Origin of the sequence: Novosphingobium sp. (genome assembly GCF_036820275.1) — a bacterium.
In the GTDB taxonomy this organism is placed as follows: domain Bacteria; phylum Pseudomonadota; class Alphaproteobacteria; order Sphingomonadales; family Sphingomonadaceae; genus Novosphingobium.
In genome coordinates this window covers 1-19,409 of the sequence record NZ_DAISLT010000016.1, presented here as the reverse complement: position 1 = coordinate 19,409, position 19,409 = coordinate 1, and the positions used below count along the sequence as shown (strand labels likewise).

Annotated in this window: 13 protein-coding genes and 1 pseudogene; 6 read left to right on the top strand and 8 right to left on the bottom strand. The window is 63.0% G+C overall.

Annotated elements, in window-relative coordinates; all coding sequences use genetic code 11:
- The 8 genes and pseudogenes from V7066_RS14105 to V7066_RS14070 form a co-directional block, all read right to left on the bottom strand.
- A pseudogene (locus V7066_RS14105) lies at positions 1-283 on the bottom strand (TonB-dependent receptor plug domain-containing protein); the annotation flags it as partial.
- Positions 280-618 carry a hypothetical protein gene (locus V7066_RS14100; protein WP_334183672.1) on the bottom strand — a complete coding sequence of 113 codons (339 nt, stop codon included), beginning with the start codon at positions 616-618 and terminating at the stop codon, positions 280-282. The gene V7066_RS14100 and the pseudogene V7066_RS14105, both read right to left, overlap by 4 nt.
- Positions 619-650: 32 nt before the next feature.
- Complete coding sequence (locus V7066_RS14095; protein WP_334183671.1) at positions 651-938, bottom strand: DUF3325 domain-containing protein; 288 nt, start codon at positions 936-938, stop codon at positions 651-653.
- Entirely contained in the window at positions 935-2,500 is a 1,566-nt protein-coding gene (locus tag V7066_RS14090; RefSeq protein ID WP_334183670.1) for a PepSY-associated TM helix domain-containing protein, read from the bottom strand. Before V7066_RS14090 ends, V7066_RS14095 begins: the two co-directional genes overlap by 4 nt.
- A 26-nt stretch (positions 2,501-2,526) precedes the next feature.
- Complete coding sequence (locus V7066_RS14085; protein WP_334183669.1) at positions 2,527-5,013, bottom strand: TonB-dependent siderophore receptor; 2,487 nt, start codon at positions 5,011-5,013, stop codon at positions 2,527-2,529.
- Positions 5,014-5,144: 131 nt separating this feature from the next.
- Complete coding sequence (locus V7066_RS14080; protein WP_334183668.1) at positions 5,145-6,131, bottom strand: FecR family protein; 987 nt, start codon at positions 6,129-6,131, stop codon at positions 5,145-5,147.
- Between the two features lie 107 nt (positions 6,132-6,238).
- Positions 6,239-6,733, bottom strand: a complete 495-nt coding sequence (locus tag V7066_RS14075; protein ID WP_334183667.1) for an RNA polymerase sigma factor — start codon at positions 6,731-6,733, stop codon at positions 6,239-6,241.
- 2 nt (positions 6,734-6,735) lie between these two features.
- Positions 6,736-7,374, bottom strand: a complete 639-nt coding sequence (locus V7066_RS14070) for an energy transducer TonB family protein (RefSeq protein ID WP_334183666.1) — start codon at positions 7,372-7,374, stop codon at positions 6,736-6,738.
- A gap of 602 nt (positions 7,375-7,976) precedes the next feature.
- Here V7066_RS14070 and V7066_RS14065 point away from each other — a divergent pair.
- From V7066_RS14065 to V7066_RS14040, 6 genes are all read left to right on the top strand, one after another.
- Positions 7,977-8,483 carry an RNA polymerase sigma factor gene (locus tag V7066_RS14065; protein ID WP_334183665.1) on the top strand — a complete coding sequence of 169 codons (507 nt, stop codon included), beginning with the start codon at positions 7,977-7,979 and terminating at the stop codon, positions 8,481-8,483.
- Positions 8,480-9,520: a FecR family protein gene (locus tag V7066_RS14060; RefSeq protein ID WP_334183664.1), complete on the top strand. Its 1,041-nt coding sequence runs from the start codon at positions 8,480-8,482 to the stop codon at positions 9,518-9,520. Before V7066_RS14065 ends, V7066_RS14060 begins: the two co-directional genes overlap by 4 nt.
- A 162-nt stretch (positions 9,521-9,682) precedes the next feature.
- Positions 9,683-12,748 carry a TonB-dependent receptor gene (locus V7066_RS14055; RefSeq protein ID WP_334183663.1) on the top strand — a complete coding sequence of 1,022 codons (3,066 nt, stop codon included), beginning with the start codon at positions 9,683-9,685 and terminating at the stop codon, positions 12,746-12,748.
- 104 nt (positions 12,749-12,852) lie between these two features.
- Entirely contained in the window at positions 12,853-14,886 is a 2,034-nt protein-coding gene (locus tag V7066_RS14050; protein WP_334183662.1) for a S9 family peptidase, read from the top strand.
- A gap of 305 nt (positions 14,887-15,191) precedes the next feature.
- A complete protein-coding gene (locus V7066_RS14045) occupies positions 15,192-16,049 on the top strand; it encodes a bifunctional helix-turn-helix transcriptional regulator/GNAT family N-acetyltransferase (RefSeq protein ID WP_334183661.1) in 858 nt (285 codons plus the stop codon).
- Positions 16,050-16,463: 414 nt separating this feature from the next.
- The gene (locus V7066_RS14040) at positions 16,464-18,728 is read left to right on the top strand and encodes a TonB-dependent siderophore receptor (protein ID WP_334183660.1); all 2,265 of its coding nucleotides are present in this window, start codon (positions 16,464-16,466) and stop codon (positions 18,726-18,728) included.
- Positions 18,729-19,409: the final 681 nt, after the last annotated feature.

Here is a 19,409-nt window from a genome sequence, read left to right as displayed (position 1 = left end):
CCTTCACGGTCGGGCGCTGGCCGTCGATCAGGACGTTGCCCGCGGCATTGCCGAAGCCGCGCACGGACGTGCCTTCGCTGAGAAGGAAGCCCGGCGTGCGTTCCAGCATGTCGAGCGCGCTCTGGGGCTGGAACGGCTTGTAGAAGTCCGCCGGATAGACCGGATCGGGACCGACAGGAACCATGGCCGGCGGTGCCTCCTGTCCCAGGCCCACGGGCCGCGTGTCTTCGGTGGGGGCGACCGTAGCGGCCACGCCTGCAAGCATCAGGGAAAGTGTATTCATGAAAGCGGACTCAGCACCCATTGCAGAAGTGCCAGCGGGATTGCCGTCCCAACCAGCCAGAGACATGCGCGACCTGCGCTGCGGGCATGAAAGACGGCCATCGCGATAGCGGCGAAGATCGCGAAGCTGGCGAGCGTTGCCGCTATCACCGCTTCCGCGCGGTTCATGCCGACTAGCGCCAGGACGAAGGAAAGAACCACCGTGGCCTGCACCGTCAGGCCGTAGGCGCCCAGCGTTCCCGCAAGCGTGCGCGCCGCCACCGCAAGTCGGTGGCGGCGCGCACTCCCCGCGACCGCAGCTGGAGAGGAGGGATCGGCCGTCGGGGGATTGTTCATCGAAGAGGGTTCCGGGTGCGTGGACATCGGGTTCATGAAAACAGGCGCATGATGCGCTCGCGGTTGGTCTGGGCCGTCAGCACCAGCACGGCGGCCATGCTCAGCCAGCCGAACCAGGCGAGCGTGCCGTATGCCCAGCCAAGGCCGAGCCCGGCGATGACGAAGGCCAGAGCCAGCGTGCCGAACCCGCCCCGGCGCAGCGCGGTGCCGGTACGCGGGGTCAGCTTGCGGCGCAGCCAGTCCTGCTGGTGGCGCGCCATGGCCAGAAGCAGCATTGCGAAGCCCAGAATTGCAGGGACTGCGATGGCGAAATGGATCATGCCAGGGCCTCCGCGGTGGCCCGCCTGCGGCGCGCAGGCGCGGCCTTGGGCTGGTGCCGCAGGACCTTCCACGCGGCGTAGGCAAGTCCGGCGGCCGACGCGATCATCGCAAGGTCGAACCCGGCAAAGACCCAGTCGGCACGGTAGAGGCTTGGGCCAAGCCCGCGGTTGGTGGTGACGGCATTGACGACCGGGACCAGTGCGAAGAGCAGGGCGCCCGTGCCCAGCGCTTCCACCCAGGCGCGCTTTGCAGGTCGCGCCAGTGTCCAGGCGAAGATCGCGCCCCAGGCGATGAACAGGCTGTCTACTTCCCATCCCCCGCGCTCGACCAGATCGAGCGGGAACAGGCGGTTCATCAGGAAATAGATCGCGATGCCCGTCGGCGCCCCGGCGATGAAGCCGATGTTCAGGCGCTCCACCAGACGGAACCCGAAATGGGGATTGGCAGGGTCGGGCAATTTGATGCGCCGCTTGACGCACCACAGCGCAAGCCCCGTCGCGCACATTGCGGTGCCGCCCAGACCGGACAGGAAATAGAGCCAGCGCAGGCCGTAGCCGGCAAACCAGGCGGTGTGCAGGTCGACCATGACTTCGCGCGTGGCGCTCGCCCCGCCGTGCGAAGGCGCGGGCAGGGGGATGATGCGGCGCTGCGCCACGTCGATGTAAAGCGCGTTGCGCCTGCCATTGCCCCACTCGGTCCGTTGGGGATAGAGGCGGGCCGTGGCATGGGCATCGCCGGGATGCTCGATGCTGATGTAGCTGGGTTGGGCGCCGCCCCATTGGCCTTGCGCCTTTGCCACGATCTGCCGCAGCGGCATGGTCGGTGCGGGTGTGCCGCTGGCCTCTCGCTCTTCCGCACGGGGGTTCGATGCGGCATAGAATGCCTCGCGATCGGGGAAGTTCGCCGAGATGGCCCATGGCATCAGCGTGAACAGCAGCGTGACCAGACCCGTATAGGTGATCATCACGTGGAACGGGAGCGCCAGCACTCCGGTGGCGTTATGGGCGTCCAGCCAACTGCGTTGCCCCTTGCCGAAGCGCATCTGGAAGAAGTCGGTGAAGATCTTCTTGTGCGTTACCACACCGGACAGGATCGCCACCAGCATGGCCAGCGCAGCCACGCAGACCAGATAGCGTCCCCAGCGCACCGAGATGTAATGCAGGTCGAAGTGCATGCGGTAGAGGAAGAAGCCGCCGCGCGTCTCGCGCACGGCCAGTTCGCGTCCGGTCTGCGGATCGAGCGTGATTTCCTTGCGGTCGTGACGGTCTTGTCCCGGCACGCTCCAGGATACCGACAGTCCACTGCCGCCACGCACGCTGGGGAGGGACACGTTCCAGCCTTCCGCCCCGGCACCGCGGCGGCGCAGGAGCGCGTCGGCGGCATCGAGCGCGCGCGGGCTGACGGCCGTGCCCGAAGGCAGTTCGGGCCGCATCCAGGCGTCGATCTCGTGCTGGAAGAACGCTACCGTCCCGAACAGGAAGACGATGTAGAGGATCCAGCCCGGAACCAGCCCGACCCAGGTATGCAGCCACGCCATCGACTGGCGGAAACCTTGCTTCATGATGGCATCCTCACCCGTCCGCCTTCTTAGAATTCCGTCCGCGCCGAGAACGCGATCGTGCGCGGCAGGCCCAGTTGCCAGTACGAGGACCAGTAGTCCTTGTTGGTCAGGTTGCTGACGTAGAGGTTGAAGGTGGTCGGCCGCCCCAGCGCTTCGGTGCGATAACGGATGCCGGCATCGAACAGGGTGTAGCCGTCGATCCGGTTGGCATTCGCGGCGTCCTGGTACTTCGAGCCGGAGTAGTAGGCGCCGCCCGACAGCACGAGGCCGTCCGCGGCGGGGATCGTGTATTCCAGCGAGGCCTTGGCCATCAAGGCCGACGACCCGATCGGCTTCTTGCCCCTGAGCGCGGGGGTGGACTTTTCGATTCCCAGGTCCATCCACGTGCCGCCCGCCACGATCCGCAGGTTATCCGTGACTTGGCCGTCCACGGTCAGTTCGACGCCCTGATGAACCTGCCGTCCATCCTGCCTGACGGTGACCATATTGTCGCTGCCGGTTTCGCTGTAGCTGTTGGCCTTCTCGATGCGGAACAAAGCAGAGGTCAGCAGCAGCCTGCCGGAGAAAGCGTACTTGGCGCCGACCTCGAATTGCCTGGAGATGATCGGGTCCATCACTTCGCCGGGGTTGGTGTAGATCGTTTCGTCGTTGGGAACGATCGTGCCTGCCTCCATCGCTTCCATGTAGCTGGCATAAGTCGTCAGTGCCGGAACCGGCTTGTAAATCAGCGAGACGGTGGGCGTAAGCGCGGACTTCCGGTAGCCGGTGGGGGCCTTGTTTACCGACGGGATGGAATAGCTGCGCGTGCGGATCGTGCTGTAGTTGAAGCCGACAAGCGCGCTCAGGGTGTCGGTGAAGGTGATGTCGTCACCGACGATCGCATTGAAGTTGTTCGAGGAACTAGCCTTGTAGAGCGGCCCCGGATCGCCGTCGAAGCGCGGAGTCTGCATGTTGAGCAGTTCGTCCAGCGTCAGTCCGGACCCGGCGGGATAGGGGGTGATTCCGTCGGCATAAGTGCCCGGCACGTTGCCGACGACATGGCGCACTTCCTTGTAGGTGTCCCAGGAACCGCCGATCGTCAGCTTGTGCGCGATCGGGCCGGTGTCGACGGCCACGTCAAGGTACGTGTAGGCACCCTGTGAAATCGTGTCGTAGGGGAAGGTCTTGGAGATGTTGTAGGTCGACCAGCCGGTAGGCGTGTCGATCGGATAGATGATCACGTATTCGCGCTCATCCTCCTTGTACATGTAGGCCGACCGCAGCGAGACCGCATCGCTGATCTTGTATTTCAGGTTGACGCCGATGCGATCGGAGGTTGTCTGGTTGTAGGTCCAGCCGGGCGTATAGGTCTTGGAGTTGTCGTAGGCAGCAGGCCAGTAGCCGAGGCCGTTGGTGTAGAAGCGCGTATCGACCCGGTCGAGATGCCAATAAGTGTGGGCGGCTTCCAGTTGCACCAGCAGGTCGCTGGTGACGTTCCAGTCCAGCGCACCGCTCACCAGCCACTTCTTCAGGTGCTGATCGTCCTTCGACGTGCCGCCGTTCGCGTAAGCGCCGTTGAAACGAAATGCCAGGGTGTCGTCGCTGGTGATCTTCCCGCCCAGATCGACATGTCCGAAATACTGGCTGCCGCCGTAGTTACCCACCGCCACATTGGCGAGCGTCTCGTATGTCGGTCGCTTGAGGACGTAGTTCGACACACCGCCGACATTGCCGGAGCCATAGAGAAAGCCCGACAGACCGTTCATGACTTCGACCTTCTCGATTTCCTCGGTCGAAAGGCCATAAGTATAGGACGACAAGCGCACGCCATCGACGATGCCGGTGCTGCTGTCGAAGCCGCGGATACGGACGTTGGGATAGCCGAAGATCGTCGAGGGCGCGTTGGTCTGCACCACCGGGTTCATCTTGTAGAGCTGGTCCAGATCGCGAGCGATGGTGTTCTCGATCTGCTCGCTGGACATGACCGTGACCGAATAGGGGGTATCGGCGATGCTGCGCGATCCCCATGGGCCGATGCCCGCCTCGAAATTGGGCGAGACATGTTGCCCGTTCACGACGATAGTGGAATTCTCCCGTGCGGCTTCCCGGCCGAGACTGGTGCTGCCCATGTCATCGTCGCCGGTCCCGGAATAGGCGACGGCCTGTATGCGCATCGGGTCCAGGTCCAGACGGCCGACTGTTGCCGGTACGATCGTCACGGTGCGGGCGTCCGGAGTGCGCGCCACCAGTCCGGAGCCTGCCAGCAGGCGGGACAGCGCCTCCCGCGGGGCGAAAGTGCCACGCAGCCCTTGTGTCGTACGGCCTTCGGTGAGGCGTCCTTCGTAGGAAATCTGTACATCGCTCTGGTCGGCAAAGCGGTTCAGAGCCTGGGCGAGCGATCCGGCGGGGATCTCGTACTGGCGTGTGACTTCGACCTGCTCGGCGTGGGCGGGGCCACACAGAACGGCCGCCGTCAGTATCGTCGTGCCGGCCCACCCGGCGGCCAGCAGCGCACGCCCGGAAAATCGCTTCATTCCTGATAACCCCTATAAACCCCGAGTGCATTTAACCGCTGTTGCGACGCACTATCATTATGAAAGACGGAGGGGAGCGGCGTTTGGAACCTACCTGCGACGAAAAAATTTGCGGCGCGTGGCTTCCGCGTTCAGCGGGTGATGACGATGAACCTGTTGGAGAGGCGCAGAGAGCGCAGATTCAGCGTCTTTTCCAGAGCATCGAGCGCGGCAAGCGGATGGTCGAGATCGTAGACCCCGTTCACCCGCAGGTTCGCCGCCTCGCCGCGCACGGTCCAGTAACCGCGCCGCTGTCGGCCGATGGTCGCCACGACTTCGCCGAGCGGCTGATCGAACACGATCAGCTTGCCCCGCGTCCAGGCGGTTTGCGCAAGCACATCGGTGCGGATGGGTCGGGAGACGGCCTGTGCCGTGAAGCGGGTGGTCTCGCCTTCATGCACCACAGCCGCCTTCCCGCCGGCGGTGCGGATGGCGACGCTGTGCTGCAGGACGGCCACTTCGGGACCATCCCCATCCTCCCGCACCGAGAAGACGGTGCCCAGCGCTGTCACGCTGCCCGCTGCGGCCTCGACCCGGAACGGATGGCGCGGATCCGGCGCCACTTCGAACTGCGCCGCGCCGCCCAGCAACCGGGCGACACGCGCCTCTCCGGACCGATCGAAGGCGAGCGCCGAACTTGGCGCCAGAATCGCGACGGAGCCGTCGGGCAGGGTGATACTGTGCCTTTCCCCGATACCGGTGGTGTAGTCCGCGCGCAGCCGGGTCGGCCAGTCTTCCACCAGGCCGACCATCGCCAAGGCAACAGATGCGGCGACGGCGGACAGGATAGCGGAGCGGCGGCGGAGTGCTGGGCGGGCGCGGCGCCAGACGCTGGTCCGCCGGGCAGGGCGATTGGGGGCCTCGTCGATAGGGACGGGCAGCGAAGCCATACGGGAATAGCGTTGCCAGACCGCGTGCTGCCGATCGTACTCGCGGCGGTTCTCCGGCATTGCCAGCCAGACGGCGAAGGCGGCCTGTTCTGCATCATCCAGCACGGTGCCGTCCTGACGGACGATCCAGTCCGCCGCCCGCTCTTCCGGCGTGGCGATCGATGCGTCCAGGTTGTCTTCAATCGACATCGCTCACCTCATCCCTGACCTCGATCGAGACGGCGTGGTTCCGCAGCCTCATAGGGATTGTCGGAGTTCGTGGCGATCTGGAGCCCTGCGTCTGCATTTTAATCGACCTACCCCTGTTCACCCAGGATGCGTGCGCACAGCATGAGGGCATGGCGAAGCTGCTTTTCCACCTGCTTGACGTGAATGCCCAGCCGGTTAGCGATCTCCGCCTTTTCGAGAAGTTCGACATGGCGCATCGCGAAGATCTCTCGGCAGCGCGGGGGCAGGGTGGCCATCGCGCCATGCAGCTGGTCCAGTTCGCTGCGCCCGGCGGCATGGGCTTCGGGGGAAGGGGCGTCGTCGGCGATATGGTCGGTGTGATCCGCGTCGATCAGCCAGCGCGACCAGCGCTGCTGCTGGCGCATGGCCTCGGCGCTGAGGTTGCGCGCGATGCCGTGGACGAAGGCATGGACATCGATCACGCGCCCGGCCTCTATCGCGGGGATGGCGCGGACGAAGGCTTCCTGCACGATATCGGCAGGCTCCACCGGGGGGCGGACACGGCGCCGCACGCTGGCCAGAAGCGCGGTGCGGTGCCGCGCGAGAAGGGCAAGCGTTTTCACCGTCAGCGCTCGGCGATCTGCCTGCCGGGAGGCGCGATCAGAAACCGGAGCGGCATGGAAACGGCGAGTTCATCCGGCAACTCGGGCGGGATCGCCGGAAAGGGCGCCGCGCGGCGCACCTGCGACAGCGCGGCATGATCGAGCATGGCGCGGCCGGTTGAACGTTCCATCGACGTCTCAAGCAGTGCGCCACTGCGATCGATCCGGAACAGCACCGCACCGTCCCCCTGATGGCGGCGGAGGCGGGCCGCTTCCGGATAGTGCCGCTGGTCGGCCAGCTTGTCGAACAGAGCCTGGCGGTACTCCTGTACGACATCGCTCGGCTGGCGCTGCGTGCCCGTTATCGGGTGCGCGGCCTCAGGCTCGATAGAGGCGGGAAGCGGGATCACGACTTCGCGCGATCGGGCGATCGGCAGGGCCGCCGGTTTTGGCAGGGGGCGCGGCTGGACAGCGCTCGCCGTATCTGCAGGCGGAAGATCGGCCAGCAAGGGGGCGTGTGGCTTCGGCGTCGGCTCGTCCGGCGAAGAGGAAACGAGAACGATGCGTTCGACGGAAGTTGGCGCTGTTGTCGGAGCGATCTGGAACTGGCCCAGTATAGCCAAGCTCACGGCCAGCAGGTGCACGAAACCGGTGATCAGCATTGCGAACAGCCGTCCGCCCGGCCCGGAAGAGCGCGGTTGTATGATTCCCGGCAGTATTCTTGCCCGACCCGACATGGGCGCCTCTTTAGACAAGATTGCAAATCAATCGCAATAGCAATAAAAAATTGCTTTGCGATTATGCAAAGGGCAGGGAATTTCGCCTCGGCGTAGTGTCTAGACCATGTTCAACGAGCTTGGCAGAAAGCCGCACCTCTCGTGGATGGCGTCCTTCCCGATTAAAGTATCCATTTTTGCACCGGTAAGATCGGTGAACGCGCGCGGGGAGCGAGCGAATCAGTACATCAATCAACCACGGACATGGAAAGCGCCGAAGCATAAGTCTTGTCATGATGTACGACGTTCAACAGTCCCCGTGGCTACGCCTGATGAGCAGCCCAGCCGCTTTCGACGAGCGAGTGGCCGGTATTGGCGTAAATCGCCGTTCCAACATCCGCCTTGGAACAGCGTGCGGTGTTCGTGAACTGCTGGAATCGCGGACGGACCGCATCTGGCATCGCACGCCGGGGAGCCTTGCAAGCCTTGAATGCTGTCCTTAACCGCGCCTCGCGCGTCTCACTTGGCGCTGACCAAGGAGATCGAGGGTGCGGGCCCAGCCACGTAATGACATCGGAGAGTTCGACCGGCGCTGGCGACGGGTGCTGATGTCGTTCTTTGCGCGCAGGATCGGGGATCGCGCAGAGGCCGAGGATCTCACGCAGGAGGTCTTCGAACGCATGCTGCGGCACGAGGCCGGTGCTGCTCATCCCGACGCATTCGTGTTCCAGATTGCCGCGAACCTGCTGGCCGATCGGCATCGGCGATACCGGGTGCGTGAACGCTATCGCCATTTCGTCGAGGCCGAGGAGCGGCGCGACGTCGAATTTGTCGATCCCCATGCAATTGCGAGCGGGCGCCAAGGGGTCGAACACCTGATCGGCGCGCTGGAGGCGCTGCCGGAACGGACGCGGACGATGTTCGTCCTCTACAAGTTCGAGCAACTCAGCCAGGATACTATTGCCGAGCGCTACGGCATCTCGAAAAGTGCCGTCAAGCAGCAGATCGCAAAGGCCATGGCCATGCTGGCTTCCCGGATGGGAGACGGTAAATGAAGGATTTCATCATCCCCGATACCGTCGATCCGCGCGCAGAAGAGGCCGCGTTCTGGTATCTTTGCCTGACCGAGGGCTCTTTGACCGAGACCGAGCAGGCGCAGTTCGATAACTGGCTGGCCGTGCCCGAAAATGCCGATGTCTTTGCCGACATGGCGCGCATGTCCCGCGCGCTGGACGGTCTTGCCGAGGAGCCGGAGATCATCAGCCTGCGTACCGCTGCGCTTTGCGACTACGAAGACCGCGACAACCAGGGGCGCCGACGCGGCGAAGTCCGCCGGTCGCTGTTCGTGGTCGCGCTTGCCGCATCGCTGCTGCTGGGCTTCCTGGGCATTCTTTCGGTGCTGGGTACCCGCTCGCAGCATTACGTCACGGGTATCGGCGAGCAACGCGTCGTGCTGCTGGATGACGGGTCGCAACTCGCGCTCGACGGAGATTCGGCGGTGGATGTCGATCTTGGCCACTATCGGCGTTCGTTGGTCCTGACGCGTGGACGGGCCCGCTTCAATGTCGCCAAGGATCCCTTGCGGCCCTTCACGGTAACCGCGGGTAACCGGATCGTCGTTGCGACAGGTACGTCGTTCTCCGTCGAGTTGCTGGGCAAGGCCGTGCACGTTCAATTGTTCGAGGGGCACGTCGCCGTGGTCAACCGAACGGCGGGACGCGGCATCGAGCAGAACGAGCGGTTTCGACCTCGCCGATTGGCGACCCAGCCGCAGCTGACACCCGGCAACGAAATGGTCGCGTTGGCCGAGGGAAGCGAACCGCCCAAGGTCGCTGCGTTCCAGATGGCGGCGGGAGAAGCGTGGCAGGACGGCGAACTGATTTTCGAGAACGAGACACTTGCCGACGCCGTGGCACGTGTGAACCGCTATTCGCGCCAGCGCATCGAGATCGCGGATGAGCAGACCGGGGCTCTGGTGGTGAACGGGGTATTCCGGGCTGGCGATGCCGGGGCCTTTGTCGATGGCGTTTCCGCCCTCTATCCGGTGCGGATCCGCGCGGCTGACGGAGGATGGCGGATCGGGAAGCGCTAGGGCGCATAAGGAAAAAGAATCTCCGCGCGAAAAAATTCGGGAACTTTTTTCTGTCCTTCGGTTCCGGCCGTGCGTCTCACCGTTCGGCAACAATCAATCAAATAGGGGTCGCCAAAAATGGGGAAATTTCGTTCTGCATCCCGTTGGGGTGCGGGAAGCGTCGTGACTGCGGTGCTGATGGTTCAGGCTGCGCCGGCTTTCGCGCAGGAACAGCGCATCGACTTCGATATTCCGGCGCAAAGCCTTGCAGGTGCGCTGCGCAGTGTCGCTTCCGCCGCGCACCAGCAGGTCATTTTCGATGGCGCGAGTGTCAAGGGACGCAAGTCCGAGGCTCTGAAAGGCAGCTTCTCCGCGCGCAGCGCCTTGACGCAATTGCTGCGGGGCACGGGCCTGACCGTGGAGCAGGGCGCGTCGGGCGTCTTCATCGTGCGCAGGCCGGAACTCGTCCCGACCCCCGCAGCGGAGACGGTCGCCGCCGCCGATGACGACAGCGCGCCGATGCCCGAACTGGTCGTGACGGGTTCGCGCATCCGCCGCACCGAATTCGACTCCCCGATCCCCGTGGTCGCGCTCCAGAAGGAGGACATCTCCGAGCACGGCTATCGCGATCTGGCCGAAGCCCTTCAGGACATACCGGGCGTCGATCAGGGGCTCAACCTCTCGGCTGGCCAGACTTCGACCCAGACCAACGGCCTTTCGACGGTCAGCCTGCGCGGCCTGGGCCAGAACCGCACGCTGACGCTGATCGACGGACATCGCACGGTATCCAACGTTGGCAATTCGAACGCCGTCAGCCTCAGCACGATCCCGACCTTTCTGGTCGACCGCATCGACGTGAGCACCGGCGGCGCTTCTGCCGTCTATGGCTCCGATGCCATCGCCGGGGTGGTCAACATCATGACCGACAGCAACCTCACCGGGATCAAGGGCAGGGTGGCGGGCACCGCGACCAACGACGGCGGCGGCGACGGGACCGAATACTCGCTCGCGGCGGGGGGAAAGTTCCTCGACGACCGCCTCTATGTCATGGCCACCGGGACTTACGAGAAGCAGTATGCCCTGCGCGCGAAAGATCGCGACTGGGCGCTGGAATCGGTCAGCTATGACCCCTCCAGCAATACGGTCTCGTCACCTGACCTGAGCACCTATACGCCGGGCGGACGCTTTCTCAGCAGCCGGGGCGCCTACTACTATGACGAAACGGGTATGCACTCCGACTTCGTCACCGAAAAGAACGGCTACGATTCCCGCACTGGCGGCACCCTGATCGTCCCGCGCGAAAGCATCAGCGCGGCGGGCAAGCTCGGCTATGAATTCAGCGACAGCCTGAAGTTCAAGGCGACAGTGCTCTATTCGCGGATCACCACCAATTCCGTTCGCGAACCCTATTACATCTATAATTCGTCGACTTACGGCGTCGACGATGAGTACACGCTGGGCCGCATTTCGCGTAGCAATCCTCTGGTGCCCTCGGTGATCGCTACAGCTTCGACGAGTTCGGGGATCGATTTTCGCCGCCGGCTTACCGAACTCGGCCAGATGGCGATCGACAACAAGCGCGAGACCTGGCGTGCCTGGGCCGGGTTCGAAGGCACCGTGTTCGGCGACTGGAACTGGGACGTCACTTATGGTTTCGGTCGCTTCGAGCAGAACCAGGTGCGCACCAACGGCGTAAATTTCCAGCACGTCCAGTATGCGCTTGATGCGACGAAGCTTGCCGACGGTTCTATCGCCTGCGCCGACGAGGCCGCGCGGGCAGGGGGCTGTGTGCCGCTCGACCTGTTCGGTGTCGGTTCGATCAGCGACGCCGCGGCCGACTATATTCGCGGTGACGTCTGGTATCAATCGATCAACAGCCAGCACACGCTGAGCGGCAATCTCACCGGCACGCTGTTCGAACTGCCGGCGGGGCCGGTGCAGATCGCGACCGGGTTCGAACTGCGCCGCGATCATACCGAAACGCATACCGACGAACTGACGGCCAGCGGATTCAGCAATTTCGCCTATATTCCTGAATATGCGGGCACGGTGAAAGTCGGTGAGGCCTATGCGGAAGCCAACGTGCCGCTGCTGCGCGATCTGCCGCTCGTGCATAGCCTCAGCGTAGACGGCGCCCTGCGCGTGGCCCGCTACAACCTTTCCGGCGTGGGCACCACGGTGAGCTATCGGGCCGGCGCCCAGTGGGAACCGGTGCGCGGCATGAACCTGCGCACCACGTTCAGCCGTGCCCAGCGCGCACCGGACACGACGGAACTCTACTCGCCGCCCCGCGATGACTATGACACTGTCGTCGATCTTTGTAGCGGGGTCACGGCGACCGCTGTCGGAACGATCGCCGACAATTGCCGCGCCAACCCGGGGATCGCCGCGGCGATCGCAGCGGACGGTGTGTTCCGGCAGGACAGCACCAACGTCAACGCACCCAATTCCGGCAATGCCGATCTCAAGCAGGAAACCGCTTACACCTTCACTGCCGGCGTGGTCGTGAACCCCGGTTTCCTTCCCGGACTGCAGGCAAGCGTCGATTACTACGACATCAAGGTTAAGGATGCCATTTCCGCGCTTTCCAACACCAATCAGATGTTGGAATGCTATTCGGACACGAACGGCTACGGTAACCGTTTCTGCGATGCCATCACCCGCGATGCGGAAGGCCAGATTACGCGGCTGGTCAACGAGCAGGAAAACCTGGACGAACTGCGCGCGCGCGGCATCGATGTGGCGCTGGCCTTCCAGTTCCGCCCCGAGGTGATCCCGGGCCGTGTCCGGTTGTCGCTGAACTATAACCACCGTCTCGAACTCGGTACGAAATACCAGGGCATTGCCAGCCAGTCGTCGGACGACTGGCTCGGCGAAGTCGGTACTTCGAAGGACACCGCCAAGGGAAGTGTCGAATGGAGTTCGAAGCAGTTCATGCTGAAGTGGACCACCGTCTACATCGGCAAGGCCGTGGACAGCAACGATGCGGTGGCCATGTATGCCGCTGCGGGCATCACCGACGCGATGTTCCTGCATGTCCCGGAGTTCTGGCGGCATGACCTGAGCTTCCGGATCACGCCGCCGCTCAACAATCCGAACCTGCGCATATACGGTTCGATCCGCAATGTGTTCAACAAGTACGGACCCTTCCTTCCCGATGGAACGGATAGCGGCAGCAAGTACAACTACAACTCTGTCTATGGCGTGAGCGGCCGGGCCTTCACGCTCGGGGCCCAGTTCCAGTTCTGAGCCGATGACCGGTGAGGAGGCGATGCCTCCTCACCGTACCTCCCGACAATCCATCCTTTTCCGTCGGCGCCATTGCACCGCCGGGCCCATTTTTCGAGATGTCCATGATCGCCGTTTCCCGCCTGTTCCCCTCCGCCCTTCTGATCGCCGGTCTGTCCACCGCTCCCGCCTGGGCAGGAGAACCGGCGACGATGGGGGCTGTCGATCTCCTCAGCATCGCGCGGGCAGGCAGTTCGCTTCCCGCGAATGACGGTTCGTCCATTCTCTACAGGGTGACGCAGGCGGACTGGCAGAAGAACCGCGCGAAGACCGAGCTGTGGAGCGTCGATACAGCGTCCGGCAAGGCGCGCCGCATGCTGGGGAATGGCGGTACGAGCGCGGCATGGTCGCCGGACGGCCGGACCATTGCCTTCGTCGACCGGCGCGATGGCGACAAGGGGAGCCAGATCTACCTGCTGCCCGCCGACGGCGGAGAATCCCGCAAGCTCACCACGTTGCACACCGCTCCCGCCGATCTCGTCTGGTCCGGGGACGGCAAGTCGATCTACTTCCTGGCGAACCTACCCGACGACAAGGAGCTCGCCGCGCGCAAGAAGGCGCGCGACGACATGTTCGCCTTCGAGACTCCCGGAATCCGCCGCGCGCTGTGGAAGGCGGATCTGGCGACCGGCAAAGCCGAAAAGGTCATCGTCGGTGACTTCGAGGTGCGCGGCTTCGACTTGTCCGCCGATGGCCGCGTACTGCTCTATCGCCGCGCAGATTCGCGGCTGCTTGACGATCAGTCCGCTTCGGAACTCTGGGTTCATGCCGAAGGCGCCGAAGATCGCCGCCTGACCGACAACGACTATCAGGAAATGGGTGCCCGCCTCTCGCCGGACGGCCACACGGCGCTGTTCCGCGCCAATGCACGGGACGGGCATTACGGCACGTTCAACGCCAATCTCTTCGTGGTAGATCTGGCTGACGGGAAAATCCGCGAACTCGCGGACGGTCCGGCCTGGGCAATCGAAGAAGCCGTGTGGTCTGCCGACAGCCGCACGATCTATTTCACCGCACAGGAAGGCGTGCGCACCGGGCTTTACGCGGTGGCGGCCTCCGGAGGTCGCTGGCGCAAGCTGGCAGGCGGAGACAGCGTGATTTCCGGCATTGCCCTGTCCCGCGATGGGCGAACGCTTGCCTATACCGAACGCAGCGCGCTCCAGCCTGAGGAAGTGGTGCGGATCGATCCACGAAATCCACGCCCGGTGCGGATGACGCACCTCAACGACGACATTGCCCGGCGTTTTCGCCTGCCGCGTCAGGAAGCGATCCGCTGGACCGCTCCGGACGGGCAGGCGCTGGAAGGCCTCGTCACATACCCGCTCGATTACGCGCCTGGCCGCGCTTATCCCACGATCGTGCAGAGCCACGGCGGCCCGCGCTCGGCGGACCAGTTCAACGTCTTTGCCTATGGCCGATTCCTGCCGCTGCTGTCGGCGCGGGGCGTGCTGGTGCTCAGCGTCAATTACCGGGGCGGAACCGGCTACGGTGACGCATTCCTCCAGGGCATGAATGCGGGCTACTTCCGCCATGCCGACAAGGACGTGCTGTCCGGTGTCGACGAACTGGTCCGTCGCGGCATGACCGATCCGGACCGGCTCGGCATGATGGGCTGGAGCGCCGGGGGACACATGACCGCGCGACTGGAGACGGTGACGGACCGCTTCAAGGCTGCGGTGGTCGGTGCCGGAGCGGTCGACTGGCCCTCGATGTATCTGGGTTCCGACACGCGCTGGCAGCGCAAGGAATGGTTCGTGACCCCGCCCTACGGCACGACCGCCCGGCGGGACCTCTACCAGGATTATTCGCCGCTGGCCGCCGTCGACAAGGTCAAGACGCCCACGCTCATTCTTGCCGGGGCCGAGGACGAACGCGTGCCTTCTGCCCAATCGGTGATGTACTACCGCGCGCTTTCGGCGCTCGGGGTGGAGGCCGCCCTCTACCTGGCACCGCGAGAGCCGCACAATTTCCGGGAACTGCGGCACAGGCTTTTCCAGATCAACGTGCAGATGGACTGGTTTTCGCGCCATGTCCTCGACGCTTCTTATGAAAACGAAAAAGCGCCTGTCGAAGATTCCGGTGTTGTCGCATCGGAATAAGTCTCTGGCGGAAACTGCGTCGGGTCGGCTTGTCCAGCCGGCCTGCCGCAGGACTCGCCGGTGCATCGCCGTACATTGATCCCAAAAAGGATGCTGGAATCAGCCATTCTCATCCTGTGATCGGCGTGTATGCCAACGTGGTACGGGTTTCCTGTTGGCACGGAGTCTGGCTTGATGTTGACTCAGTCAACAACATGAGCGATGTTGATAGGGTCAACAATGTTCGTGAGTGAATTCCAATGCCTCCTTCTACAGCCGCCGATGTCGAGCTCCTTCGCTCTTTTAATAGAACCTATACGGCCCGGTTGGGCCTGCTCGACGCCCGCCTCGGCAGTAGCCCGTTCACGCTGAGCGAGGCACGTATCCTGTTCGAGTTGGCCCATCGTGATGCGCCGACAGCCGCTGAAATTGCGAGGTCACTCAATCTCGATCGTGCTCAAATGAGCCGGACACTGAAGCGGTTTGGCGAGCGGGGCCTTGTGGTTGCGCGCGAGGATCCTGAGCATGGACGACATCAACTACTCGAACTCACCCCGGAAGGCATTGCCGCTTTCAACGAGCTTGAGGAGGGGGCTCGCAGTGGAGTGCGCGGTCTCCTTGATGAACTGCCGCTGCATCGTCGTAGCCGATTGCTCGGCGCGGCAGCTTCAATCCGCGACATGTTCGAAATGAATCCTGCGCCGACGTTGCTCTTACGCGGATTGCGACCCGGCGACATCGGGCTGATCGTCCATCGGCAAGCGATCCTGTACGCCGCCGAATATGGCTACGACAGCAGCTATGAAGCGCTGATCGCGCAGATCCTCGCAGACTTCCATCAGACATTCGATCCCGAGCATGATGGCGCCTGGATTGCTGAACTGGACGGAAAAATGGCCGGATCCATTTTCCTCGTAAATGGCGGCGAGCCCAGCGTCGGCAAGTTGCGGTTGCTCTATGTGGAGCCTGAGGCTCGCGGCGCAGGCGTGGGGAAGCAACTGGTGAACGTCTGCGTCGAGCGTGCAAGGGCAGCGGGTTACAAGCGACTTGATTTGTGGACCGATGGTCAACTTGCTCCGGCGCGCCGGCTCTACGAGCGAGCCGGTTTTACACGGTGCGAAACGAAACGCGAGCGCCACTTCGGGCAAGATATCGAAAGCGAAACGTGGTCCCTCGACCTATAGTGTCTGCCCACGCGAAACTCGGCTCCGCCACCGGAAACTGAGAGGCCCCCAATAAACCGGCGACAGCGGGCCTCGATCCAACCGGTCCATATCTTCCATCGGTTCAGGTACGATCGAGACAACGAACGCCTCTTTTCAGGAAGCCGCAACGGCTGCGTGAAGGGCGGCTAACGTTGGACTAAGGCGGACTTCGCCCGTCCGGCCCTCAAAATTAACATAAGAGTGCTCTGTCCTGTAAGCGCATTTGAAGATTTCACTCGGCCGGTCGAAGCCTCGGGTCCTAGGTCCGTTACCCTGCTCTATTGCATGTAGAACCAACGCCCCGTAGGTGAATGCGAATCATTTGCATTTGCAATAGGGGAAATCGTGCGACACCATTCGAAGGGGGCGCTGCTTGCAGCCTCTGCAGCTTCCTTGCTGTTTGTTCCGGGTCTGGCGTGGGCCGAGGACGCAGACGAAGCAAGTGCCAACCCGGATACGATCATCGTTACCGGCCTGAGCGACAACAAGACCAGCACCGGTACGAAGACGGATACGCCGCTCATCGCCACACCCCAGAGCATCACCATTATCGACCGGGAGGAATTGACCCGCCGCAATGCCCTGTCGATCAATGAGGCGCTGGGTTATGTCGCGGGCGTCTCCACCAACCAGCGCGGTGCCATGGCGACGCGCTACGATCAGTTGGTTTTGCGCGGTTTCGCCCCCGGCGTGTTCCTCGATGGCATGCGGCTTATCGCAGGGCCTTACTCGACGCCGCAGATCGATTTCAATCGGGTCGACCATATCGACGTGGTGAAAGGTCCGGCCTCCGTCCTCTACGGCAATTCCACACCGGGCGGCTTGGTCAACCTCACCAGCAAGATGCCGGAGGCCGACGCTTTCGGCCGGTTCGAGGGCCAGGTTGGGAACTACGATACGTTCCGTATCGCGGGCGATGTCAATCAGCCGCTCGATAGTGAAGGAAGGCTCAAGGCCCGGCTCGTCGGTGGATGGCAAAAGGGCGACAATCTTGCCCAGGGCACCTTCAGCGAACGTTGGCATGTCAGCCCGATGCTGACCTTCTCTCCGGATAGTGCCACCAGCCTGACGCTGATCGCTACCTATCAGCACACGCCGCACGGCGGCGGTTATTCCGGAACGCCTGCTGCCGGTACCGTCCTGCCTAATCCGGCCGGCAAGATTCCGCGCAACATGAACACCGGCGATCCGGGATATGAGCGCTACGATCACAAGGCGAAATCGATCGCGGCATTCTTCCGGCACGACTTCGACGAACATCTCAGCTTCGCGTCCAATTTCCGATATCAGAACAACAAGCTGTCCTATCGTCAGATCTATACCTCAGGGTTCGCGACAACGGGTACGGGAACGAACCGAAACAGTGATTACTCCACGATCATCCGCGGCGGCGGCGGCGCCGACGAGGACTTCGATACGCTCACCCTGGACAATCACCTGAATGCAAAGTTCAAGACCGGCTTCATCCAGCACAATCTGCTGGTGGGCCTCGATTACCAGCGCATCACCGGTGAGAATGTCCAGCAATTCAACAGCGGACAGACGAGCAATCCGCTCACGAGCATCCCCAACCTGAAGCTCTTCGCAACGGTCTATGGCGGTGTCCTGCCGAGCCTCGATCTCACCGTGTTATCGCCGAATTACACCAACACGTACGGCAAGCGCGATCAGGTCGGACTCTATTTCCAGGACCAGATGTCGATCGGCCGCTTGCAGCTGATCGCCAGCGGACGTCAGGATTGGTACGAGCAGACCTCGATCAACCTCAATCCGACGACCGCTGCGGCGATCGCGGCGCCCGTGACGAGGCTGGCGCAGACCGCATTCACCATGCGATTGGGCGCTCTCTATGAGTTCGAATTCGGCCTTTCGCCTTATTTCAGCTACTCGGAATCCTTCGAGCCGCAGGCCGGCACGCGGTATGTCACCGCGACCGAAACCGCGCCGTTCGTGCCGATCACCGGGCATCAGTATGAAGGCGGTCTCAAATATCAGCCGAAGGGGCTCGACGCTCTGTTCACCGTCTCGGTCTATCAGCTGAAGCGTCAAGGCAATCCCGTCTCCGATCCGCGCGCTGGTACAGGCGGCATTCCCGCGAACGCGACGATCCAGATCGGCGAGACCCGTGTTCGCGGCGTCGAATTCGAAGGCCGCGGCGAGGTTCTTCCCGGTTTCGATGTAGTGGCTACCGCGAGCTATACCGATGCCATTATCACCGAAGGCACGCCGGCCATCGCCGCCACGGCCACCAACAGCGGTACGCCAACCACGACCGGAACGCGCCAGCTCGGTACGCCGAAGTGGAATCTTTCCAGCTTCCTGTCCTACGACTTCGGCAAGTCCCCGAACGCTGAAGGTGCTCTTTCCGGCCTGAACCTAGGCGCCGGCATTCGTTACGTCAGCGGATCCGATGGTACGACCAATTACGCCGTCATCAACGGCGTGACGACATTCCAGCGCTTCCGCACCGGAAACTTCATGCTCGTCGATGCGGTTCTGGGCTATGACCTGTCCAAGGTCGGACTCCAGGGCTGGAGCGCTTCCGTCAATGCGTCGAACCTGTTCGACAAGACCTACATCAGCGCCTGCCCGTTTCTCAACAGCTGCTACTACGGCGGCCCCCGTACGGTCGTAGGATCGCTGCGTTTCAACTGGTAATCGCTGCGACAATGGGAGGTAGCTTTGCCTGCTTTGAACGCCGGGAAGCGTTCAAAGCAGGCGAGCTGCCGCCTTGGCCTGAGCCTTCAGATGTCTGGGGTGGACCGGCGAAATTCCGCTCCGACTTCGAGTTAGCAGTACCGCTGGTTTCTGCCGCCAGGCGGCTTTCGGAGCGAGTCCTTGGAATGCGGCCGGGGCCAACTCAGCGCCGCTCAATGGCCCGAACGCTGCGGTTACGGGACATAGATGGGGGCGCACAATCCACGTAAGCCCTGCGAGAAGGGAAAAGATTGGGTTGCTCACCCGAGGTCCAATAAGCTCCGATCTGGCCGTGTTACATCAAATGCAATTTCACCCGGGTGCGGTCGAGCCACGGACCTGAGCATCAGCGTTCCGCATCAAGCGACACATGCGATCACGAAACGCGATTGTGCGCCGTTCGCAAATTCCTCCCCTCGGGGACAGTTGCGCGCGGGTCAGTGTTCCGACATGCAAACCTTCTGTCATTTCGGCGCCTGAAACTAGGCGCGCTAACGAGAGAATACCCATGCTGCTTGATGGTCCTCGCCTCGCTCCCTTGTCCGGTTCCAGTCCCAATGCACTCGTCGTCTTGATCCATGGTTACGGTTCGAACGGTGACGACATGATCGCGCTGGCCGGGATGATGCAGCAATTTCTTCC